The following is a 23057-nucleotide window of genomic DNA, read 5'->3' on the forward strand; positions in this document are numbered from 1 at the left end:
GGGAGTCCGTCATCGCACGCCAGCAGCGAGCCACCGACCAGGCAGCAGCCCCCGTCCGGATCGACGCGCGGGAGCCGTGGATGCGCGGACTCCACGCGGACACCGGCTACCTGCTCTACCGGCTCGGCCTGCGCTCCGGGCAGTTGTTCAACGCGTTCCTCCAGGAGTCGGGACTGCGACTGCGCCACTACGCGTTGTTGCGCTTCCTCGCCGGCTCGGAGGGCGCGCTGCAGCGGGAGTTGAGCACACGGCTCGGCTACGACCCGAGTGCGATCGTCGGGCTCGTCGACGACCTGGAGAGGCTCGGTTTCGCGGAGCGGCGCCCCTCCCCCGACGACCGGCGCAGCCGCGTCGTCGTGCTCACCGAGGACGGGCGCGCCTTCCTGCGCGACACGGACGAGGCGGGGCTGCGGGTGACGAACGACCTGCTGGAGCCCCTGGGCACCGCCGAGCGCGCGACCCTGCACGTGCTGCTGCAACGGATCGCGGACACCGAACTGAACGCATGACCGGCGGCCGGTCCGCGCCCGAGCGGCTCCTCGCCGTGCTCGCCGCCTTCGACCACGCCCATCCGGCGCTGTCGCTCACGGCGATCAGCCGGAGGGCCGGCCTCAGCCTCACCACCGCCCACCGGCTGGCGGCCGCCCTGACCGCGTGGGGCGCGTTGGAACGGGACGCGGACGGCGTCTACCACGTGGGGCTGCGGCTGTGGGAGACGGCGGCGCTCGCACCGCGCGGTCTGGCGCTGCGGCAGGTCGCCCTGCCGTACCTGGAGGACCTGTACGAAGCGACCCACGAGAACGTCCAGTTGGCGGTCCGCGACGGGGACGAGGTCGTCTACATCGAGTGGATCTCGGGGCGTTCGGCCGTCGGCGTCCGGATCCAGGTGGGCGCGCGCTGGCCCCTGCACGCGACCGGCGTCGGCCTCGCGCTGCTCGCCCACGAGGCCGCGGCGCTCCAGGACACCTACTGCGCGGGCCCGTTGACGGCGTTCACCGCGCACACGATCACCGACCCCGCCCTCCTGCGCCGCACCCTCGCCGACGTGCGCCGCACCGGCGTCGCGGTGAGCGCCCGTCAGGTCACGGACGACGCCCTGTCGGTGGCGGCTCCGGTCCACGGCCCGGCCGGAACGGTCGCCGCCGCCGTGTCGGTCGTGGTCCCGTACTCCGGCGCGCGCGTCCCGGCCCTGATACCGGCGGTGCGGCTGGCGGCCCGGGGGATCTCACGGGGACTGGGCTGGCGGCCGGAAGGCCCGGCGGGGACGGGGGGAGGGACGGGGACCTGATCCCGCAGGGGCCGCGTCTCGTCAGCCGCGTCGTACCGCGATCACGTTGTCCGTGACCGTCGCCGTCCGTCCCTCCGGGCCGGTGGCCGTGCGGCGGGGCGCCTCGGCCCGTTCGACGCGCCAGGTGTCGTCCAGGTGCAGGGACGCGACGACTTCGTCGGGCGTGGGGAAACGGATGTCCTGGCCGGCCTGCCAGGACCAGGGTGCCAGTGAGGCGTGCTCGATCACGATCAGCAGGCCACCGGGGGCCACCGCCCGGGCGGCCCGGCGGAGGACCTGGTCGCGGGAGATGGTGACCGGGGTGTGGAAGTAGGTGGCGGTGACCAGGTCGTGGGTTCCGTCGGGGAAGGTCTCGGCCAGATCGTGGCGGCGGAGCGTGACGCGGTCCGCCACGCCGGTGGCCGCGGCTCCCGCGGCCACCCGGTCCAGGGCGGTCTGTGACACGTCGACGGCCGTGACCTGCCAGCCGAGCCCCGCGAGCCACAGGGCGTCCCCGCCGTGCCCGCAGCCGAGGTCAAGTGCGGTGCCCGGCTCGGGCGCCAGGTCGCCGAGCAGGTCCGTCAGGACGACGTTGGGCCGGGTGCCCCACTGCGCGTCCATGCCGGCGTAGTGCTTCTCCCAGAAGGCTGCGGAGTCCGTGCTGCTGTCGTTCATGGGGTCCTTTCGGGCGTGGCCGGCGGGTGACGGCGCCTCGGGCTCCATCCCGGTCCGCGGGAGTCCTGGGCGACGTGCCGGCGAACCCGAGCATGCGAGCGGCGCTGCCGGAGTTGCAACCGGTCATGCCGTTTCGGCAAGCTGCCGGTATGGGCGCCTCGAAGAAGGACGTGCTGGACGCGGTCGGACCCCGTCTGCGGGAACTGCGGCGCCGACGCGGACTGACCCTCGCCGACGTGTCCGGGCGGTCGGGGATCAACGAGAGCACCCTGTCCCGTCTGGAGGGCGGCGCCCGCAGGCCGACCCTGGAGCTGCTGCTGCCGCTCGCCGAGATCTACGCGGTGCCGCTCGACGACCTCGTCGGCGCGCCCCGTACGGGTGACCCGCGTATCCACCTGAACCCGGTCACCCGCGACGGCATGACCTATGTGCCCCTCAGCCGGCCCGGCGGCGTCCAGGCCCACAAGCTGCTCATCCCGCCCCGGCCCGGCGTCGAGCCGGACCTGAAGACCCACGAGGGCTTCGAATGGGTCTACGTGCTCGCCGGCCGGCTCCGCCTCGTGCTCGGCGACCGGACCGCCGTTCTCACGGCGGGCGAGGCGGCCGAGTTCGACACGCGGGTGCCCCACTGGCTCGGCTCCGACGACGACCGGACCGTGGAACTCCTGGTTCTCTTCGGACACCAGGGAGAACGGGCCCATCTCAGGGCGCGTACCGGCTGATGTCCGCCGCGGCGGGGTCAGCGGTCACCGGGGGGCGCCCAGCTCCGCCAGCAGCCGGCGGTCCCTCGGGGCGTCGGCCCGGTCGAGGCGGGTGGTCAGCAGCCGGCGGGCCGCCTCGCAGTGGCCCGCCGCCACGAGGGCGTGGAACAGGGTCTCCTCCACGACCTCGCGCTGGGCCGCGCTGCCGCCGACGCGGGTGAGGACCGGGAGGAGGGCGGCCAGGCCCGCGGCGGCGTCGGCGAAGCGCTCCTCGACGAGGGCGGCGAGGGCCTCGCAGAGCGGGGCGACGACCGCCCGCTGCACCGGGTCGGCACCCGCGGCGTGGTCGCGGAGGCGGCGCAGCGCGGCGAGGTCCCCTGCGGCCGTGAGGGCGACCGCCGCGTGCAGGGCGGTGAAGGCCGTGGCCGGGCGCTCCACGTGCTCGGGGGCGACGCTGTCGAGCACGTCCGACGCCGCTGTCCGGCCCCGCCAGCTGTCACTGAGCCGGGCCCGCCACAGCAGGGACCCCGAGTCGACCAGCACGCGCACTCCGGTCACCCGGCCCGGGGCCAGCTGGGCGGACCAGCGTCTGCGGACGGCTTCGGCGTCGTCCAGGGCGAGTTCGTGCAGGGCGATGTGCCAGGAGAAGTGGGCCCGGTGGACGGCTCCCCTGCCCCGGCCGGAGACCCAGGCGTCCAGCCAGTCGCGGCCCTTCGCGTGGGCGCCCGACTCGTAGTGGACGTGGGCCAGCGCGTGCACGGCGTGTCCGGCGGCGGGCTCGGCGGCGAGGGCGTGGTGGGCCAGCTCGGCCGCCTCCGCCCAGCGGCCCTGCTCCTGCCGCAGGAAGGCGAGCAGCGAGGCCGGGAACCAGTGCCCGTCGTAGGCGGGTGAGGCCTGTTCGACCAGCTTCAACGCGTAGGCGGTGTCGAGGTCGTTGATGCCGGAGAAGGCGATGGTGGGCACGGCTGCGGCGAGGGCCAGCGCGTCGGCGGGGTGGGCGGCGAGGTGGTCGAGCAGGGCGCCCGCGCCGGCGTCGGGGGTGTCGGCGCGCACCCGGCGGTCGACCACGTCGACGAAGGAGCGCTCGCGTTCGTCGGCCCGTTCCCGCGCGGCGCGGCGGGCGTCGGCCAGCGCTCTCGGTACGTCGACGTCGGCGCCGCCCTCGTGACCGAGCAGGGCGAGCGCGGCGTGTCCGAGGGCGAAGCCGGGGTCGAGCGCGACGGCGCGGCGGAAGGCGTCCGCGGCGCCCGACCTGACCTTGAGGACCCGTTCGAGTCCGCTGCGGTGGGCGGCCGCCGCTGCGGCGTGGGTGGACAGCGGGAGTCCGTGGGAGTCGAGGGGACGGCGGCGGGCGGCTCGTCGCGGCGGGACGAGAAGGGTGAGCAACCGCTGTGCCAGGTCGGCCGCCTGGGCGCGGATCTCGGGGACCGCGGTGGTCTCCCAGAGTTCCCCGCGGCGTGGGGCGCCGAGGGTGAACAGGGCGGGTCCGGTCCGCCCCGACGCGTCGACGAGCCGCCCGTCACGGGTCGCGACGCCCAGGCCGAGAGGTCCGGGGACCGCCGCCTCGGCGCCGAACAGGCAACGCCACAGCGGGTCTTCGGGACGCGGGCCCGGTCCGGTGCAGTCGATCACCCATCCGGCCTCGATGCAGGTGCCGTCGGAGAGGGTCACCAGGAGGGTGCCGTCGGGTTGTGCGGCCGTGCCGGTGATCCGGCCGGTGTGCAGGCGCAGCCGTCGGGCCGTTCGCGCCCGCTCCACGGATTCGGCCGTCACCGGCGCCATGCGGTGGCGGTGGGTGTTCCACAGGGCGCCCTCGCGCTCCAGGAACGCGGCGCGCTCGCCGGGTGTGAGGCTGTGCCACAGGCGCGCGGTGTGCGGGCGCAGGCTGTCCAGGGCGGGCCGCCAGTCGCCGTGGGTGCGTACCGCACGGCCGATGTGGCGGTAGACGGTCCGGCGCAGCGCGGAGAGGGTGGGGGCGTCGAGGTCGTCGGGCGCGGCCATCGGCGCGGCGGGGCTCAGCGCGTGCGGCTGGGGCAGCAGTCCGGTGCGGGAGACGGCGTGCACGGTGCGGTCGGGCCGGTCGAGGGTGAGCGCCAGGTCGACCGCGGTGAGGCCGGTGCCGACGAGCAGGACGTCGGCCCGGGCGCCGGTGTTCCGGCGGGCGAGGATCTCGTCGAGGGCGCCCGGTGCCCAGGGGGCCCGGACGAAGCGCCCCGAGGCGCGGAGGCGGGGTGGGGCCCAGCCGGCGGTGGCGCCTGCCGGTCCGGTGGCGAGGACCACGCCGTCGGCCACCAGGCTTGTCCCGTCGGCGAGCCGGAGTTCCCGTCGGCCGTCGGAGGTTCGGGTGCAGGCCTCCGCCCTGGTCCGCAGTCGCTGTACGGCGACCGTGCCGTGGGCGTGGACGACGGCCCGCGCGAGGGTGTCGGCGAGGTAGGCGCCGTAGCGGTAGCGGGTGGCGAAGTCGGCCGGCCTGACGGTGGGTTCGCCGTGCCGGCACAGCCAGCGGGTGAAGTGGCCCGGGTCGTCGGGGTAGCAACTCATGTCACCCGCAGGCACGTTGAGCCGGTGCCGGGGGTCGATGGTGGCGTACGCGGTGCCGCGTCCGGCCTCGGGGGCGGGATCGATCAGGACGAGGCGGAGGGGCGTCCGGCGGCGGGCCGCCCCCTCGCACAGCTGCACGGCGGTGAGGGTGCCGGCCGCGCCCGCCCCGACGATGGCCACGGTGGGTCGCTCACGGGCAGGACTCACGGATACCTCCGGCGGGTGGGTGCGGATCCGACAGGTGGAACTCCTCCGTCTCCCCCGTCGGCCGGAGCCGCCGGAAAGGCCCCCGGAGAGAAAGAGGGGGCTTTCACCGGAGACACAGGACTCCGTTCGGCGCTTCCTACTCTGTTCACCGACGGGGGCGGCCCGACACCGTGGATTCCGGACGTCTGTGCGGGAGTCCTCACAGGAATCTCAGGTGAGGGACGCCGAATTCAAAGAATCGACCCATGAATGTCGCACAAGATGCCTCGGAGGCAAGGGGGAGCAGAATCGAGGAAAGGCGTTCCGTGGAGGTCCCCGAGATATCCGTCCGGCCCGAGTCCGTGCCGGAGACCGCAGGACGGCACCCGCGCCGGAGCGGGCGTCCCGCCTGGTCACGCCGCGGGGTGCTCACCGCGCTCGGCGCGGCCGTACCGGCCCTCGCCCTGACAGGATGCGGCTCGTCCGCCGGCGCGGCGGGGGGAACCGGCGCGACGGCGACCGGCGGCGCGACAGCCGGTTCAGGGGCAACGCCCCAGGTCAGGACGCCGACCGTCACCGTCACCCCGGCCGACGGCACGAAGAAGGCCGCGTTCACCAGCCCGGTCGGGATAGCCGTGACGGACGGCACCCTGTCGACGGTCGTGGTGTCCGGCAACGACGGTTCCCTGCTGGCCGGATCCTTCGACGCGGGCCGTACCCGATGGACCTCCACGAGGCATCCGTACTCGGGCACCAAATACACGGTCACGGCGAAGACGGACGACGGTTCGGAACACACCACGAGCTTCGTCACGAAGTCCCCGGGCGAGACCTTCGTGGGCCGGTTCACGCCGGAGGCGAATTCCACCTCGGGTGTCGGCATGCCGGTGTCGATCGCCTTCACGCACGCCGTGGCGGACCGGGCGGCCGTCGAGAAGGCCATCACCGTCACGGCGGAGCCGGCGGTCGAGATCGTCGGCCACTGGTTCGGGAACACCCGGCTCGACTTCCGGCCCCGGGAGTACTGGGCCGCCGGCACGAAGATCACGCTGAGCCTGCGGCTGAAGGACGTCGAGGGCGCGGACGGCGTCTACGGCGTCCAGTCGAAGGACGTCACCTTCCGCATCGGCCGCCGCCAGGTGAGCACCGTGGATCTCGCGAAGGACACGATGACGGTCGAGCGGGACGGCACGGCCGTCGCGAGCTACCCGGTCACCGGCGGCGACACGGACCACACCACCTGGTCCGGGATCATGGTGATCAGCGAGCGGCTGCGGCAGACCCGGATGGAGTCCTCGACCGTGGGCCTCGGCGACGAGTACGACATCGCGGATGTGCCGCACGCCCAGCGCCTGACCACGTCCGGCACGTTCATCCACGGCAACTACTGGGCCGCGTCCTCGGTCTTCGGGAGCGGCAACACCAGCCACGGCTGCATCGGCCTGCGCGACGCCAAGGGCGGGGCGGACCGTTCCGTACCGGGTCACCGGTTCTACGACAGCTCGATGCTCGGGGACGTGGTGGTGGTCGTGAACTCCGGCGAACGGACCGTCGAGGCGTCGAACGGCCTCAACGGCTGGAACCTGTCCTGGGCGGACTGGAAGACCGGCAGCGCCCTGTGACGGTGGCGCCGAGGGGCGGGTGCCGACGCGGCACACCGCCCGCCCCGGCCCCGTGACTCCTTCTTTCACGGCGTGAACTCCCGTACGACGCAAGGAGTTTCTCGGCTTCACCTCTTGACGGCCGGAGTGACAGAGAGCACATTGGCCGCGCACCTGCTGTGAGAGCGCTCTCACGAGCCATGGGAGCGCTCTCACGACCACCCGCGCACCCCACACTCCGTACCCGAAGAGGCACCCATGAGTGAAACTTCCGGCACACCCGTCAGACGCGGCTCCCTCCGGCGTGTACTCATCGCCGTGTTCAGCACGCTGAGTCTGGCCGCGGCCGCCGCGACGGCCGCCACCCTCCCCGCGAACGCGTCCGCCCCCACTCCCCCCTCCGGCTGGTCCCAGGTCTTCCTCGACGACTTCAACGGCACGGCCGGAACCGGCGTCAACACCGCCAACTGGCAGTACGACACGGGCACCAGTTACCCGGGCGGCGCCGCCAACTGGGGCACGGGCGAGGTCGAGACCATGACCTCCAGCACCAACAACGTCGCCCTGGACGGCAGCGGCAACCTGCTGATCACCCCGCGCCGTGACGCATCCGGCAACTGGACCTCGGGCCGCATCGAGACCAAGCGCACCGACTTCCAGCCCCCCGCCGGGGGCAAACTGCGCGTCGAGTCGCGGATCCAGATGCCGAACGTGACCGGTGCCGCCGCCAAGGGCTACTGGCCCGCGTTCTGGGCACTCGGCGCGCCGTACCGCGGCAACTACCAGAACTGGCCGAGCGTCGGCGAGCTGGACATCATGGAGAACGTCCAGGGCCTCAACACCGAGTGGGCCACGATGCACTGCGGCACCAACCCGGGCGGCCCGTGCAACGAGACGTCCGGCATCGGCGGCAACACCCCGTGCGCGGGCAGCACATGCCAGGCCGGCTTCCACACGTACGCCATGGAGTGGGACCGGTCGACGAGCCCCGAGGAGATCCGCTTCTACCTTGACGGCGTCAACTTCCACACGGTGAAGGCGAACCAGGTCGACGCGACCACCTGGGCGAACGCCACCAACCACGGCTACTTCGTGATCCTGAACGTGGCGATGGGCGGCGGCTTCCCCGACGCGTTCGGCGGCGGTCCGGACAGCGGCACGGTGCCGGGCCACCCGATGGTCGTCGACTACGTCCAGGTCCTCCAGTCGGCCGGCGGCGGTGGCGGGACCACCCCGCCGCCCACCGGCAACCGTGACGCCTACGGCGCGATCCAGGCCGAGTCGTACGACGGGCAGGCGGGCGTCGGCACCGAGACCACCACCGACACCGGCGGCGGCCAGAACATCAGCTCCCTCGCGAACGGCGACTACGCGCTCTACAAGGGCGTCAACTTCGGTTCCACGGCGGCCCGGCAGTTCTACGGGCGGGTCGCGAGCGGCGCGGGCGGCAGTGTCAGCGGCCTCGTCGAGGTGCGTCTCGACAGCCGGACCGCGACGCCCGTCGGCAGCTTCGCGCTCGGCAACACCGGTGGCTGGCAGTCCTGGCGGACCGTACCGGCGAACATCAGCTCCGTCACCGGGACGCACGACGTCTATCTGACCTTCACCAGCGGCCAGCCGGCCGACTTCGTGAACGTCAACTGGTTCGACTTCGGTCACTGAGCCGCGGCTCCCCGCGGGGAGCGGTGACCGACGGCCGGACGGCCGGACGGGAGGGGCGGACCACACGGTCCGCCCCTCTCAGCGCAGTTCGGCGCGGAAGGCCGCCGGGGCCGCGCCCGTGTGCTGCTGGAAGAACTTCGAGAAGTTCGCCGAGTCGGGGAAGCCGACGGCCACCCCGATGCGCCCGATCGGCATCTCCGTGTGGGCGAGGAGCCGTTTGGCCTCCAGGACAACCCGTTTGTCGATGAACCCCTTGGGCGTCTCGCCCGTGGCGGCGCGCACCGCGCGGACCAGGGTGCGCCGCGAGTAGCCGAGCCCGTCGGCGTAGGCGCTGACGCTGTGATTGGTGGCGAAGTCCTTCTCGACCGCGTCCCGGAAGCGGGTGAAGGTGGTGTCGGTGTGTTCCCGGGCCGCCTCGGCGGAACTGGCCGCGAGATGGGCGAGGCGCAGCAGGAACGCGGTCAGGGAGTGCCGCAGCACCGAGGTGTGCAGGCTGAGCGGCAGCGTGGTGGTGTCGACGTACTCGCGCTCCAGCTGGGCGAGCGAGTGCTCCAGCGCCGCCAGCCGGTCCGCCGCGGGGTGCAGCAGCGGGGGCAGGTCGTACCGGTAGAGGCCGGTCGCCTCGACGGTCGCGCGGGGCAGGAACCCGGGCTGCATGGTCAGGACGGTGCCGCGGTAGCGGTCGGTGCTGGAGAAGCGGTGCACCTGGCCGGGCCGGATCCACAGGATGTCGCCCGCCGCGGCCTCGTACTCGGCGAAGTCGATCATGTGCCGGACCGGGCCCTCGCTGAAGAGCATCACGACGTGGAAGTCGATGCGGTGCACGCGCTCCAGCGGGGCCTCCGCGTGCCAGGTGCGCCCGGTGCCCATCGCGCCGACCTGCATGCCGACGCCGGAGAGGCTCAGGTCGGACGGGAAGGGGAACGTCCTGATCCCGTCCGGGGTGCCTCCCCCGCCCGCGGCACCGCTCCGGTCCGGGCTCCCGCCTTGGGTGGTTCTGTCTGCCATGTCCTTCTCGCGTCGGCTCGCCACGACTCTGCGTGTCCCACTTTCACCGAAGGCTGACACACGGGCACCTTCCCCGGCAAAAGTCTGACTTTTAGGTTTGAAGGCGTTCGACCAGCGATGACCCCTCCCGTGAGGACTTCTTGAAGATGAGTACGCAGAGCTCCGACGACTTCACCTGGACCGAGCTCGACCGCCGAGCCGTCGACACCGCCCGCATCCTGGCCGCTGACGCGGTGCAGAAGGTGGGCAACGGCCATCCCGGAACCGCGATGAGCCTGGCCCCGGCGGCGTACACCCTCTTTCAGAAGGTGATGCGTCACGACCCGGCCGACCCGGAGTGGACCGGACGCGACCGCTTCGTCCTCTCCCCCGGCCACACCTCGCTGACTCTTTACACCCAGCTCTTCCTGTCGGGCTACGAGCTCGGCCTCGACGACCTGAAGGCGTTCCGCACGCACGGGTCGAAGACGCCGGGACACCCCGAGTACGGCCACACCGCCGGTGTCGAGACCACGACGGGCCCGCTCGGCCAGGGCGTCGCCAACGCTGTCGGCATGGCGATGGCCGCCCGCTACGAGCGCGGTCTGTTCGACCCGGAGACCGCCGAGGGCGACTCGCCCTTCGACCACACCATCTGGGCGATCGTCTCCGACGGCGACCTGGAGGAGGGCATCTCCGCCGAGGCGTCCTCGCTCGCCGGCCACCAGAAGCTCGGCAACCTGGTCTTCGTCTACGACGACAACCACATCTCCATCGAGGGCGACACCGCGACGGCCTTCTCCGAGGACGTCCTGGCGCGCTACGAGGCGTACGGCTGGCACGTGCAGCGCATCGAGCCCGCCCTCGGCGGCGACATCGACGTGCACGCGCTGCACGCCGCGCTCACCGCGGCCAAGGCCGAGACGGGGCGCCCCTCCATCATCGCGATGCGCACGATCATCGCGTGGCCCGCACCGAACGCGCAGAACACCGAGGCCTCGCACGGCTCGGCGCTCGGCGCCGAGGAGATCGCCGCCACCAAGCGCATCCTGGGCTTCGACCCGGAGCAGACCTTCCAGGTCGACGCCGAGGTGCTGGCCCACGCCCGGCAGGCCCTCGACCGGGGTGCCGAGGCGCACGCCGCCTGGGACAAGCGGATCGGCGCCTGGCGCACCGCCGACCCGGAGCGCGCCAAGCTCTTCGACCGGATCGTCGCGGGCCAGCTCCCCGAGGGCTGGGAGGCCGCGCTGCCGGTCTTCGAGGAAGGCACCTCCGTGGCCACCCGCGCCGCGTCCGGCAAGGCGCTCCAGGCCCTCGGGGAGGTGCTCCCCGAGCTGTGGGGCGGCTCCGCCGACCTGGCCGGCTCGAACAACACCACCATCGACAAGACATCGTCCTTCCTGCCGAGGGGCAACCCGCTGCCGGAGGCCGACCCGTACGGCCGCACCGTGCACTTCGGCATCCGTGAGCACTCGATGGCCGCCGAGATGAACGGCATCGCGCTGCACGGCAACACCCGCATCTACGGCGGCACCTTCCTGGTGTTCTCCGACTACATGCGCAACGCCGTCCGGCTGTCCGCGCTGATGCAGCTCCCGGTCACGTACGTCTGGACGCACGACTCCGTCGGTCTCGGCGAGGACGGCCCCACGCACCAGCCGGTCGAGCACCTCGCCTCGCTGCGGGCCATCCCGGGCCTGAACATCGTCCGCCCGGCCGACGCGAACGAGACCTCGATCGCCTGGGCCGAGATCCTGCGCCGGCACGCCACCGACCCGGCCCCGCACGGTCTGGCCCTCACCCGTCAGGGCGTGCCGACCTACCGGGCCGACCCCGACGCCGCGCGCGGCGGATACGTCCTGAAGGACTCCTCCACCGAGACCCCGGACGTGCTCCTCATCGCCACCGGCTCCGAGGTGCAGCTCGCCGTCGAGGCGCGCGAGCGCCTGGAGGCGGAGGGTGTCGGCACCCGTGTCGTGTCGATGCCGTCCGTCGAGTGGTTCGAGGAGCAGCCCGCGGAGTACCGGGAGCGTGTCCTTCCGCCGTCCGTGAAGGCCCGCGTGGCGGTCGAGGCCGGAATCGGTCTGACCTGGTACCGCTACGTCGGTGACGCAGGACGCATCGTTTCGCTGGAGCACTTCGGCGCCTCCGCCGACGCCAAGACACTGTTCGCCGAGTTCGGCTTCACCGCCGAGAACGTCGCCGCCGCCGCGCGGGAATCCCTCTCCGCCCTGCGCGGTTGATCCGTTCGTACCAAGGAAGATGATCACTGTGACCGAAGCAACCGCGACCGCGGCAAACCTGAAGCGCCTCTCCGACGAAGGCGTGTCCATCTGGCTGGACGACCTGTCCCGCAAGCGCATCGAGTCCGGCAACCTGGCCGAACTCGTCGAGAACCGCCATGTGGTGGGCGTGACCACCAACCCGTCCATCTTCCAGGCCGCCATCGGCTCCGGCGAGGGCTACGAGGAGCAGCTCGCCGACCTGGCCGTCCGCAAGGTGACGGTCGACGAGGCCGTGCGGATGATGACGACCGCGGACGTCCGCGCCGCCGCCGACATCCTGCGCCCCGTGTTCGAGACCACGGGTGGCCGTGACGGCCGGGTCTCCATCGAGGTCGACCCCCGGCTGGCCCACGACACGGCCGCCACCATCGCCGAGGCCAAGCAGCTCGCCTGGCTCGTCGACCGCCCGAACGTGATGATCAAGATCCCCGCGACGAAGGCGGGCCTCCCGGCGATCACCGAGGTCATCGGCCTCGGCATCAGCGTCAACGTGACGCTGATCTTCTCCCTGGAGCGCTACCGCGCCGTCATGGACGCCTACCTGGCGGGCCTGGAGAAGGCGGACGCGGCGGGCATCGACCTCGCCGGCATCCACTCCGTCGCCTCCTTCTTCGTCTCCCGCGTCGACGCCGAGATCGACAAGCGGCTCGCCAAGGCCGGCACCGACGAGGCCCTCGCGCTCAAGGGCCGTGCGGCGCTCGCCAACGCGCGGCTCGCCTACGAGGCGTACGAGGAGGTGTTCGCCGGGGACCGCTGGACGGCGCTCGCCCCGTCCGGCGCCAACAAGCAGCGTCCGCTGTGGGCGTCCACGGGGGTCAAGGACCCCGCGTACAAGGACACCCTGTACGTCGACGAGCTGGTCGCGCCGGGCACGGTGAACACCATGCCGGAGGCGACGCTGAACGCGACCGCCGACCACGGCGACATCCACGGTGACGCGGTGACCGGCGGCTACGCCCAGGCGCGTGCCGACCTGGCCGCCGTCGAGGCGCTCGGGATCTCCTACGACGAGGTCGTCGCCCAGCTGGAGACCGAGGCCGTCGCGAAGTTCGAGGTGGCGTGGGAGGACCTGCTGGAGGCCGTCGCGACCTCGCTGCGCGGCAAGGGAGTTGAGGGGGAATGACCAAGCGTGGAACACCTGCCGACGCCGCCCCGGAGGTTGCGCCCGCCGCGCCGCAGGGATCCGGTGACGCGCCCGTGGAACCGTCCGGCCTGACGCCCGAGGCGCTCGCCGAGGCGCTCGGCGTCGTCCCCGCGGCCGACTGGGACAACCCGCTGCGTGACCCGCGCGACCGCCGGCTCCCCCGGATCGCGGGCCCCTCCGGGCTCGTCATCTTCGGTGTGACCGGTGACCTGTCGCGCAAGAAGCTGATGCCGGCCGTGTACGACCTCGCCAACCGCGGTCTGCTGCCGCCGGGTTTCTCGCTCCTCGGGTTCGCCCGGCGTGAGTGGGAGGACCAGGACTTCGCGCAGGTGGTGCACGACTCGGTGCGCGAGCACGCGCGCACCGAGTTCCGCGAGGAGGTCTGGCAGCAGCTCGCCGAGGGCATGCGGTTCATCCCCGGCGACTTCGACGACGACAACGCGTTCGAGCAACTGCGTGAGGCTGTCGAGGAGTTGGACTCCTCGCAGGGGACCAGCGGCAACTACGCGTTCTATCTGTCCGTCCCGCCGAAGTTCTTCCCCAAGGTCGTCCAGCAGCTCAAGAAGCACGGACTCGCCGACGCCCCCGAGGGGTCGTGGCGGCGTGCGGTCATCGAGAAGCCGTTCGGCCACGACCTGAAGAGCGCGCGCGAGCTGAACAAGATCGTGCACGAGGTGTTCGACCCGGACCAGGTGTTCCGTATCGACCACTACCTCGGCAAGGAGACCGTCCAGAACATCCTGGCGCTCCGCTTCGCCAACCAGATGTACGAGCCCATCTGGAACCGGTCGTACGTCGACCACGTCCAGATCACCATGGCCGAGGACATCGGCATCGGCGGACGGGCCGGCTACTACGACGGCATCGGGTCCGCCCGCGACGTCATCCAGAACCACCTCCTGCAGCTGATGGCGCTGACCGCCATGGAGGAACCGGCCGCGTTCGACGCCGAGTCGCTGCTGACCGAGAAGCTCAAGGTGCTGCGCGCGGTGAAGCTGCCGGAGAACCTGGGCGAGCACACCGTGCGCGGCCAGTACGCGGCGAGCTGGCAGGGCGGCGAGCGGGTGCGCGGCTACCTCCAGGAGGACGGCATCGACCCCGCGTCGACGACCGACACCTACGCGGCCGTCAAGCTCCAGGTCGACAACCGCCGTTGGGCGGGCGTCCCCTTCTACCTGCGCACCGGCAAGCGGCTCGGCCGCCGCGTCACGGAGATCGCGGTCGTCTTCCAGCGCGCCCCGCACTCCCCCTTCGACTCCACGGCCACCGAGGAACTCGGCGCGAACGCGATCGTCATCCGCGTCCAGCCGGACGAGGGCATGACGGTGCGCTTCGGATCCAAGGTCCCGGGTACCTCGATGGAGATCCGGGACGTCACCATGGACTTCGCGTACGGCGAGTCGTTCACCGAGTCCAGCCCGGAGGCGTACGAACGGCTGATCCTGGATGTCCTGCTCGGCGACGCCAATCTCTTCCCCCGTCACCAGGAGGTGGAAGAGTCCTGGAAGGTCCTCGACCCGATCGAGGGGTACTGGGACGCGCACGGCAAGCCGGCGCAGTACCCCTCGGGCAGCTGGGGCCCGAAGGAAGCCGACGAGATGCTCGCACGAGACGGACGGAGCTGGCGCAGGCCATGAAGATCGACCTGACCGACACCACGGCAAGCAAGATCAACAAGGCGCTCGTGCAGGGACGCCGGGCCATCGGCACCCCCGCCGTGGGCATGGTCCTGACGATGGTCATCGTGACCGACGAGGAGAACGCCTACGACGCCATCAAGGCGGCCGAGGAGGCGTCCCGCGAGCACCCCTCGCGGACGCTGGTCGTCATCAAGCGCGTCGCCCGCACCCCGCGCGACCGCACCAACTCCCGCCTCGACGCGGAGGTGCGCGTCGGATCGGACGCGGGCACCGGCGAGACGGTCGTCCTGCGGACCTACGGCGAGGTGTCCGACCACGCCGACTCCGTGGTCCTGCCCCTGCTGCTGCCGGACGCGCCCGTCGTCGTCTGGTGGCCGGTGGACGCCCCGGACAACCCGGTCAAGGACCCGCTGGGCGCCCTCGCGCAGCGCCGGATCACCGACATGTACGCCGTCGAGGACCCGCTGCGCGCCCTGGACGCCCGCGCCGCCTCGTACGCGCCGGGTGACACCGACCTGGCGTGGACCCGGCTGACGCCGTGGCGCTCCATGCTGGCGGCGGCCCTCGACCAGGCCCGCGCGAAGGTGATCTCGGCGACGGTCGAGAGCGAGGCGCAGAACCCGAGCGCCGAACTGCTCGCCCGCTGGCTGGAGGCCCGCCTCAAGGTCACCGCCGAACGCGTCGTCACCGCGGGGCCCGTGGTGACCGCCGTACGGCTCGGCACCGAGAACGGCGAGATCGTGATCGACCGTCCCGACGGGCCGCTGGCCACGCTGTCCCTGCCGGGACAGCCCCCGCGCACCCTGGCGCTGAAGGTGCGCTCCACCTCCGAGCTGATCGCCGAGGAACTGCGCCGCCTCGACGCGGACGAGATGTACGCCGTCGCCCTGCGGGGCGAGGCCACCAAGGAGACCTCACGTGCCTGACTTCCCCCGTCTCACGCGGCGTCCGGAGTGGGTGGCCCTGGAGGACCACCGCGCGACCACGCTGCTCCAGCCGCACCTGCGTGAGCTGTTCGCCACCGACCCCGGCCGCGCCGAGCGCTACGTCGTCCGGGTCGGCGATCTGCACATCGACTACTCCAAGCACCTGATCACGGACGAGACCCTCGCCCTGCTCCAGGAACTGGCCTCCGCGACGGACGTGTTCGGGTTGCGGGACGCGATGTTCCGGGGCGAGAAGATCAACACGACGGAGGACCGGGCGGTGCTGCACACCGCGTTGCGGGCGCCGGCCGACGCGGTGGTGGAGGTCGACGGCGAGAACGTCGTTCCCGGGGTGCACGCGGTGCTCGACAAGATGGCCGCGTTCGCGGGGCGGGTGCGCTCGGGTGAGTGGACCGGTCACACCGGGCGGCCGATCCGCAATGTGGTGAACATCGGTATCGGCGGCTCGGATCTGGGTCCGGCGATGGCCTACGAGGTGCTGCGTCCCTTCACCGACCGCGGGCTGACGGTGCGCTTCGTGTCGAACGTGGACGGCGCGGACCTGCACGAGGCGTTGCAGGGCCTGGACCCGGCGGAGACGCTGTTCGTGATCGCGTCGAAGACGTTCACCACGATCGAGACGATCACGAACGCGACGTCCGCGCGCGAGTGGCTGCTGGAGGGTCTGAAGGCGGGTCAGGAGGCGGTCGCCCGGCACTTCGTGGCGTTGTCGACGAACAGCGGCAAGGTCGCGGACTTCGGGATCGACACGGCGAACATGTTCGAGTTCTGGGACTGGGTCGGGGGCCGGTACTCCTTCGACTCGGCGATCGGCCTGTCCCTGATGATCGCGATCGGTGCGGACCGGTTCCGGGAGATGCTGGACGGTTTCCGTCTGGTCGACGAGCACTTCCGTACGGCTCCGGCGGAGGCCAACGCGCCGTTGCTGATGGGCCTGTTGGGGATCTGGTACGGGAACTTCCACGACGCGCAGTCGCACGCGGTGCTGCCGTACTCGCACTACCTGTCGCGGTTCACGGCGTATCTGCAGCAGCTGGACATGGAGTCCAACGGCAAGTCGGTCGACCGTGAGGGCCGGCCGGTGGAGTGGCAGACGGGTCCGGTGGTGTGGGGGACGCCGGGCACCAACGGGCAGCACGCGTACTACCAGTTGATCCATCAGGGGACGAAGCTGATCCCGGCGGACTTCATCGGGTTCGCGAACCCGGTGGGTGAGCTGAGCGAGACGCTCAAGGCGCAGCACGACCTGCTGATGGCGAACTTCTTCGCCCAGACGCAGGCCCTCGCGTTCGGCAAGACGCCCGACGAGGTCCGCGCCGAAGGGGTCCCGGAGGAGCTGGTCGCGCACAAGACGTTCCGCGGTGACCATCCCACCACCACGATCCTCGCGGCCGAGCTGACGCCGTCCGTGCTGGGCCAGTTGATCGCGTTGTACGAGCACAAGGTGTTCGTCCAGGGCGCGGTCTGGAACATCGACTCCTTCGACCAGTGGGGCGTCGAACTCGGCAAGGTCCTCGCCAAACGCATCGAGCCCGCCCTCACCGACGGCACCGACGTACCGGGGCTCGACCCCTCCACCACCGCCCTCGTGGCCACCTACCGCTCTCTCGGGAAGAAGTGAACTGATATGCAGCTCGGACTCATCGGTCTCGGCAAGATGGGCGGCAACATGCGGGAGCGCATACGCCTCGCCGGCCACACCGTCGTCGGCTACGACCGCAACCCGGACCTCGCCGACGTCAACAGCCTCGCCGAACTCGTGGGCAAGCTCGAAGGACCGCGTGTGGTCTGGGTGATGGTGCCGGCCGGAGCCCCCACCCAGACCGTCATCGACGAGCTCGGCGATCTGCTGGAGGCCGGCGACACGGTCGTGGACGGCGGCAACTCCCGCTGGACCGACGACGAGAAACACGCCGAGGAGCTGGCGGCCAAGGGCATCGGCTTCGTCGACGCCGGTGTCTCCGGCGGCGTCTGGGGCCTGAAGAACGGCTACGCGCTGATGGTCGGCGGCGACGCCGAGAACATAGCCAAGGTCCAGCCGGTCTTCGACGCCCTCAAGCCCGAGGGCGACTTCGGCTTCGTGCACGCCGGCAAGGTCGGCGCCGGCCACTTCTCCAAGATGGTCCACAACGGCATCGAGTACGCCATGATGCAGGCCTACGCCGAGGGCTGGGAGCTGCTGGAGAAGGTCGACTCCGTCACCGACGTGCGCGAGGTGTTCCGCTCCTGGCAGGAGGGCACCGTGATCCGCTCCTGGCTGCTCGACCTCGCCGTCAACGCCCTGGACGGCGACGAGCACCTGGACAAGCTGCGCGGCCACGCCGACGACTCCGGCGAGGGCCGCTGGACCGTCGAGGCGGCCATCGACAACGCCGTCCCGCTGCCCGCCATCACCGCTTCCCTCTTCGCGCGCTTCGCGTCCCGCCAGGACGACTCGCCGCAGATGAAGATGATCGCGGCGCTGCGCAACCAGTTCGGCGGCCACGCCGTCGAGTCGGCGAAGTAGCCCGCGCCATGGGCGACCTCGTCCTGGTCCGCCACGGCGAGACCGAGTGGAGCGTGTCGGGCCGGCACACGAGCTGGACCGACCTCCCGCTCACGCAACACGGCGAGGAACAGGCCAAGTCCCTGGCCCCGTTCTTCGCCGGGCGCTCCTTCGCCCGGGTCCTCACCAGCCCGCTCGGCCGCGCGGTCCGCACGGCCGAGCTGGCGGGTCTGTCCGACGCGCGGATCGACCCCGATCTGCACGAATGGGACTACGGCGGCTACGAGGGTGTCACCACCCGCGCCATCCACACGGAGCGGCCCGACTGGGTGCTGTGGACCGACGGGGTGCCGCCGGGTCCCGACGGCCGTCCCGGCGAGTCCCCCCGCGACGTCGGCGAGCGCGCCGACCGGGTGCTGGCCCGGGTGGATGCGGCGCTGCGCGCCGAGGAGGGCGATGTGGTGCTCGTGGCGCACGCGCACTTCCTGCGGGTGCTGACAGCCCGCAGGCTCGGCCTTCCGGCCGGGTCGGGGCGGCTGTTCCAGCTCGCGACCGGCACGGTGAGCCGGCTCTCCACCGAGCACGGCGATCCGGTGATCGCGACGTGGAACGAGCCGGGCCCCGCCGTCACGGTCGGCTAGCACCGTCTTCTCCGCAGATTCTCCGCAGAGACCGAAGAGGCTCTCGGTCCGCCCGTCCGGGCGGCCCGGGAGCCTCTTCGGCGTCAGCCGTTGGCGATGCGCACGACGCCGGTGACGGTGCCCTGGTAGATCACCCCGCCCGGCGCGATCGAGCCGACCATCTGGAGGGTGTCGAACAGGGAGCTGGTGCCGAGGTAGCGGGTGCGGACGGTCCTGCCGGTCGCCGGGTCGATCTCGGCGTAGGAGAACGAGTCGAGGATCGACGTCGTGTTCGTGAACGGGACGACCGGGGTGCGGACGATCGTGTGGATGAGTCCGTCCGCGGTCGACAGCCGGGGAACGGCCGACGAGCGGACGGTGTTGTCCCACTTCAGGTCGCAGCCCGACTCGTCGGCGCGGACGTCGACCCGGCTGAGTCCGCCCTTGAAGTCGGCGGAGGCCGGGCTGGAGGTGCCGGCGTCGTCGGGCAGCGCCGGGTAGGGGTAGCCGTACGTACTGGCCACGAAGACCGAACTGCCGGTGCCGATGGGCGAGTTCTCGCTTCCGCTGCCGCCCGCCTTCAGGACGGGCACGGAGCAGACCTGGGCGCCGGTGTCGGTCCGGTAGACGAGCAGGTTCTCGGTGGGTGCCGCGTTGTCGACGACGGTGACGTAGTCGGTGCCGGTCCGGGGGCCGAAGAAGGTGGGGGTGGAGCCGGTGCCGCGGCTGAGCTGGCCGGGCTTGCGCGCGGGCCCGCGGTCGTACGGCCGGCGCCAGGCGACGCCCGGAGTCCCGTCCTCGGCGGCGGTCAGCAGATAGGTGGCGTGGGTGGTGGCGACGGCGGCTCCGGCCGGGGCGGTCGAGATCGAGTTGTCGACGCGTTCACCCTCCGGCAGCGACAGCGCGTGGACGGCGCCCGTGCGGTCGTCGGCGGTGCCGACCACACCGCCGCCGGTGGCGAACCAGACGCGGCCCTGCCAGTCCGGGGAGAGGCCGGTGACCGCGTCCCCGTCGGGCACGGCCTGCCGGAGCGAGAGCGATCGGGCGACGTACAGCTCCCAGCCGCCCGAGGCGGTCCGACGGTGGGCGATCCGCAGCAGGGTTCGGTCGCCGTCCACCGCGACCAACTGGTCCTGGTCGTCGAGGTAGGCGTAGACGCCGCCCAGCAACGAGCCCTTGGCGATCGGGAGTTCGGCGAGCGATGCGCCGGTCCCGGGATCGAGCAGGTGGACGGTGGGGACCTGCCCGAGAATGGGGGTGCACAGGGCGACCGGATAGCCGTCGGAGCCCACGAGGACGGTGGGGCAGGCGGACTGGAGGGCGACGCGCCGGGACGTGAGGGAACCGGTGCCCGGACCGGGGAGCGGGGTGGCGTCGGAGGAGCCGGTGTCGCCGTGCATGGTCGCGGTGCCCTGGGGCCCGGTGTAGGGGTTGTGCGGCGGCAGCGGGCCGAAGGCCGGGGCGGCCCCGGCCGTCGGCGCGGCGGTCACCAGCGCGAGCAGGCACGCGGCTCCGAGCACGGCGGCGCGCGGGAACAACGGGGAACGCGGCATGACGGGGTCCCTTTCGGGTGAGGAGGACGTGCGCCGCCCGGTGTGGACCACCGGCGGGCGGGCGGACGCCGGGACGGTTCGCCCCCGGGCACCGGGACGTCGTCCCGAGCGGGCCGGCCGGGCGCGGGGCACGGCGGAACGCCCCGCACGGGACGCGGGTCAGGGACGATCGGTTCGGGTCGGGGACGACGGGACGGCGTCGGTGCGGCGGCAGGCCCGCCGGAACGGTGAGATCCCGCTCGGGGGGGCTTTGCGGCCGGGAGGGACGGCTACGTCAGCGACAGAGCGCGCTGGACTGCCGGCACTGGTCGACATGGCGACGGGCGACGAGCACGACGGACGTGCACCTGATTCCCGTAGCGGCTGTCATGGACACGGATCTTGGCAGGAGGGGGCGGGCATGGACAAGGACCGGTCCACATCACGGACGCCCGGGCCGCACCCTGCACCGGACAGCTGAACGCCCTGCCCGGCCACCGCCTGTCCGCACCGAACTCGCCCACCCGCACGGCTGGTTCGGCGTCCGGCGGCACGGTGGACGGCCCGAGCCGTTCAGCGCGCCTCTCCGCGGGCGGAGCGTCTGCCCCAGCGCACGAACTCCTTCTCCGCGTCGCCGGTGGCGGACCACGGCGTCCGGGTGGCGCGCCGCCCGATGATCCGGAACACGTCGGCCGCGACGCCCGCGGTGTCCGCCGTGTCGGCGTAACAGGCCGCGTGGGCGAGGTAGTTGAGGTCGCGCAGCTCCACCGGCGCCGGCGGCCCCTCCGGGCGCGCGCCGAGCCAGCGCTGCCAGGTGCGCCGTACGTCGTTGACGGCGGCGTCATGACTCCAGTGCCGGCCCATACCGACGACGGCGTCCCGTCGGCCGCCGGCCGCGTCGAGGACGGAGCGGTACTCCTCGACGCGGGCGTACTGCACCAGCACGGGCAGCGCGCAGCCGGCCGGCGCGACGCCCGCCGCGTCCCGCGCGAAGTCGTACATCAGGCCGTGGGTGCCGTGCCAGCGCGAGGAGTAGTAGTGCAGGATCTGCAGGTGCCCCTCCATGCTGTACGGGTCCCGTCCGTGCAACTCGTCCCACCAGCGGCCGAGTTCCCTGCGGCGCACGCCGGACGGGTAGAGGCGCGCGACCGAGACGAGGAAGATCCACGGCGTGGGGTCCTCGGGGTGGGCGTCGGCGGCGCGCAGGCAGGCCAGCACCGCCTTGTCGACGCGAACAACTTCGACTGGAACGAGGGCGGTTACAACAACTCGCAGCCCTTCTACCTGTCGAGCGCATCGGCTCGTACACGGCCCTGGTGGGCAAACCGTTCATGCCACCGGTGTACGGCCTCGAACCCGGCGACTCCGACTGCTACCTGCACAACGCCAACCGCGGCGAGCGGCACACCCTCGACGCCCTGAAGGTCGCCGACGGCTACACCGAGCACGACATGCCGCTCGGCTGGATGCTCGTCAACGACGGCTACGGCTGCGGCTACGAGGATCTCGACCGGACCGCCAAGGGCCTGAACGAGCACGACGCCCAGCTCGGGCTGTGGACCCAGGACGGCATCGACAAACTCGCCGACCAGGTCAAGGCCGGGCAGCGGGTGGCGAAGCTCGACGTGGCCTGGGTGGGCAACGGCTACGGCTTCGCGCTCGACGCCTGCGACCGGGCGAAGGCCGGGATCGAGGACAACAGCGACGCCCGCGGCTTCGTCTGGCTGCCGGTGTCCTGGGCGGGCGCCCAGCGCTGCGGCGTCCTGTGGAGCGGCGACCAGAAACTGTCCTGGGACTACATCCGCTGGCAGATCCCCACGTACGCCGGGGCCACCCTGTCGGGCATCGCGTACAACACCGGTGACGTGGGCTCCATCTACGGCCACGACCCGAAGATGTACGCCCGGGACCTCCAGTGGAAGGCCTTCCTGCCGGCCGTCATGACCATGGACGGCTGGGCCTCGGACATCACGACGGGCAAGCCGGCCGACCAGCAGCCCTGGCTCGACGGGGAGCCGTACACCTCCATCAACCGCAAGTACCTCCAGCTCAAGGAGCGCCTGCTCCCCTACATGTACACACTGTCCGCCGAGGCCGCGACGTCGGGCGTCGGCGCCGTACGCCCGCTCTGGCTGGAGTATCCGGACGACCCGAAGACCCTGGGAGCGGACGCCAGGTACGAGTTCCTCGCGGGCTCCGACTTCCTGGTCGCTCCCGTCTACAAGGACTCCGACACCCGGGACGGCATCTATCTGCCGAAGGGCACCTGGACGGACTACTGGACGGGCCGCACGTACCGGGGCCCGACCACCGTCGACGGCTACCACGCACCGCTCGACACCCTGCCCCTCTTCGTGAAGGGCGGCTCGATCGTCCCCATGTGGCCCAAGGGCACGACGAGTTGGAAGACCCGTGACCGGAACGAACTGGACTGGGACCTGTACCCGAAGGGCGACAGCGGTTACACGCTGTACGAGGACGACGGCGTGACCCGGCACTTCGCCGAGGGAGCCTCGGCGACCCAGCGCGTCACGGTCGCCGCCCGACGGACCGCGACGACCGTCGACGTCGGCGCGAGCAGGGGGAGTTACCAGGACAAGCCGGCGTCCCGCGCGTACCGCTTCACCGTGCACGGCGAGCCGGCGCCCCGGCGGGTACTCCTCGACGGACACCCGCTGCCCCGCACGTCGTGGTCGTACGACAGCGGCACCGGGGTGACCACGGTGAGCACACCCCGTCTGACGCTGGACCGGGGGTTCACCCTGCGTCTGGTCCGGTAGGAAG

The 23057-nt window shown here is 72.0% G+C and carries 16 protein-coding genes and 2 pseudogenes; 13 read left to right on the forward strand and 5 right to left on the reverse strand.

Going from position 1 to position 23057, the window contains the following annotated elements; all coding sequences use genetic code 11:
* The first annotated feature begins 80 nt into the window (after positions 1–80).
* Together OG406_RS08605 and OG406_RS08610 are read left to right on the forward strand one after the other, a co-directional pair.
* Positions 81–509 (forward strand): MarR family winged helix-turn-helix transcriptional regulator, encoded by a 429-nt coding sequence (locus OG406_RS08605; protein WP_329185088.1) that lies wholly within the window; start codon positions 81–83, stop codon positions 507–509.
* On the forward strand, positions 506–1288 hold the full coding sequence (locus tag OG406_RS08610; protein WP_329185090.1) for an IclR family transcriptional regulator: 783 nt from the start codon (positions 506–508) through the stop codon (positions 1286–1288). The genes OG406_RS08605 and OG406_RS08610 overlap by 4 nt, the downstream gene beginning before the upstream one ends.
* 21 nt (positions 1289–1309) lie before the next feature.
* Here OG406_RS08610 and OG406_RS08615 read toward each other — a convergent pair whose 3' ends face one another.
* Positions 1310–1942 carry a class I SAM-dependent methyltransferase gene (locus OG406_RS08615; protein ID WP_329185092.1) on the reverse strand — a complete coding sequence of 211 codons (633 nt, stop codon included), beginning with the start codon at positions 1940–1942 and terminating at the stop codon, positions 1310–1312.
* A 149-nt stretch (positions 1943–2091) separates the two neighbouring features.
* On the opposite strand from OG406_RS08615, the gene OG406_RS08620 reads away from it, so the two are divergent.
* The gene (locus tag OG406_RS08620) at positions 2092–2664 is read left to right on the forward strand and encodes a helix-turn-helix domain-containing protein (RefSeq protein WP_266617530.1); all 573 of its coding nucleotides are present in this window, start codon (positions 2092–2094) and stop codon (positions 2662–2664) included.
* A gap of 24 nt (positions 2665–2688) precedes the next feature.
* Here OG406_RS08620 and OG406_RS08625 read toward each other — a convergent pair whose 3' ends face one another.
* The gene (locus OG406_RS08625; protein WP_329185094.1) at positions 2689–5391 is read right to left on the reverse strand and encodes an FAD/NAD(P)-binding protein; all 2703 of its coding nucleotides are present in this window, start codon (positions 5389–5391) and stop codon (positions 2689–2691) included.
* Between the two features lie 305 nt (positions 5392–5696).
* Between OG406_RS08625 and OG406_RS08630 the strand changes: the two genes are divergently transcribed.
* Positions 5697–6992 carry a L,D-transpeptidase gene (locus OG406_RS08630; protein WP_438829368.1) on the forward strand — a complete coding sequence of 432 codons (1296 nt, stop codon included), beginning with the start codon at positions 5697–5699 and terminating at the stop codon, positions 6990–6992.
* A 237-nt stretch (positions 6993–7229) separates the two neighbouring features.
* Positions 7230–8633, forward strand: a complete 1404-nt coding sequence (locus OG406_RS08635; RefSeq protein ID WP_266617528.1) for a glycoside hydrolase family 16 protein — start codon at positions 7230–7232, stop codon at positions 8631–8633.
* Positions 8634–8711: 78 nt separating this feature from the next.
* On the opposite strand, the gene OG406_RS08640 is transcribed toward OG406_RS08635, so the two are convergent.
* Positions 8712–9641: a helix-turn-helix domain-containing protein gene (locus OG406_RS08640; RefSeq protein WP_327408515.1), complete on the reverse strand. Its 930-nt coding sequence runs from the start codon at positions 9639–9641 to the stop codon at positions 8712–8714.
* Between the two features lie 146 nt (positions 9642–9787).
* Between OG406_RS08640 and tkt the strand changes: the two genes are divergently transcribed.
* From tkt to OG406_RS08675, 7 genes are read left to right on the forward strand one after another with little or no spacing between them, the layout of a single operon-like run.
* A complete protein-coding gene (tkt, locus tag OG406_RS08645) occupies positions 9788–11863 on the forward strand; it encodes a transketolase (RefSeq protein WP_329185097.1) in 2076 nt (691 codons plus the stop codon).
* A 19-nt stretch (positions 11864–11882) separates the two neighbouring features.
* Positions 11883–13028: a transaldolase gene (tal, locus tag OG406_RS08650; RefSeq protein WP_164371493.1), complete on the forward strand. Its 1146-nt coding sequence runs from the start codon at positions 11883–11885 to the stop codon at positions 13026–13028.
* Complete coding sequence (zwf, locus tag OG406_RS08655) at positions 13025–14686, forward strand: glucose-6-phosphate dehydrogenase (protein WP_329185099.1); 1662 nt, start codon at positions 13025–13027, stop codon at positions 14684–14686. Before tal ends, zwf begins: the two co-directional genes overlap by 4 nt.
* Positions 14683–15615: a glucose-6-phosphate dehydrogenase assembly protein OpcA gene (gene opcA / locus OG406_RS08660; protein ID WP_266617526.1), complete on the forward strand. Its 933-nt coding sequence runs from the start codon at positions 14683–14685 to the stop codon at positions 15613–15615. Before zwf ends, opcA begins: the two co-directional genes overlap by 4 nt.
* Positions 15608–17257, forward strand: a complete 1650-nt coding sequence (gene pgi / locus OG406_RS08665) for a glucose-6-phosphate isomerase (RefSeq protein ID WP_329185100.1) — start codon at positions 15608–15610, stop codon at positions 17255–17257. Before opcA ends, pgi begins: the two co-directional genes overlap by 8 nt.
* 6 nt (positions 17258–17263) lie before the next feature.
* A complete protein-coding gene (gnd, locus tag OG406_RS08670; protein WP_329185102.1) occupies positions 17264–18142 on the forward strand; it encodes a phosphogluconate dehydrogenase (NAD(+)-dependent, decarboxylating) in 879 nt (292 codons plus the stop codon).
* Positions 18143–18150: 8 nt separating this feature from the next.
* Positions 18151–18762 carry a histidine phosphatase family protein gene (locus OG406_RS08675; protein WP_164370240.1) on the forward strand — a complete coding sequence of 204 codons (612 nt, stop codon included), beginning with the start codon at positions 18151–18153 and terminating at the stop codon, positions 18760–18762.
* An 83-nt stretch (positions 18763–18845) separates the two neighbouring features.
* Here OG406_RS08675 and OG406_RS08680 read toward each other — a convergent pair whose 3' ends face one another.
* Entirely contained in the window at positions 18846–20294 is a 1449-nt protein-coding gene (locus OG406_RS08680; protein ID WP_164370241.1) for a hypothetical protein, read from the reverse strand.
* Positions 20295–20846: 552 nt separating this feature from the next.
* Positions 20847–21524 (reverse strand): annotated as a pseudogene (locus OG406_RS08685) (hypothetical protein); the annotation flags it as partial.
* 44 nt (positions 21525–21568) lie between these two features.
* Between OG406_RS08685 and OG406_RS08690 the strand changes: the two are divergent.
* Positions 21569–23044: pseudogene (locus tag OG406_RS08690) on the forward strand (glycoside hydrolase family 31 protein); the annotation flags it as partial.
* Positions 23045–23057 lie beyond the last annotated feature (13 nt).

It is taken from the genome of Streptomyces sp. NBC_01428 (assembly GCF_036231965.1).
GTDB lineage: Bacteria > Actinomycetota > Actinomycetes > Streptomycetales > Streptomycetaceae > Streptomyces.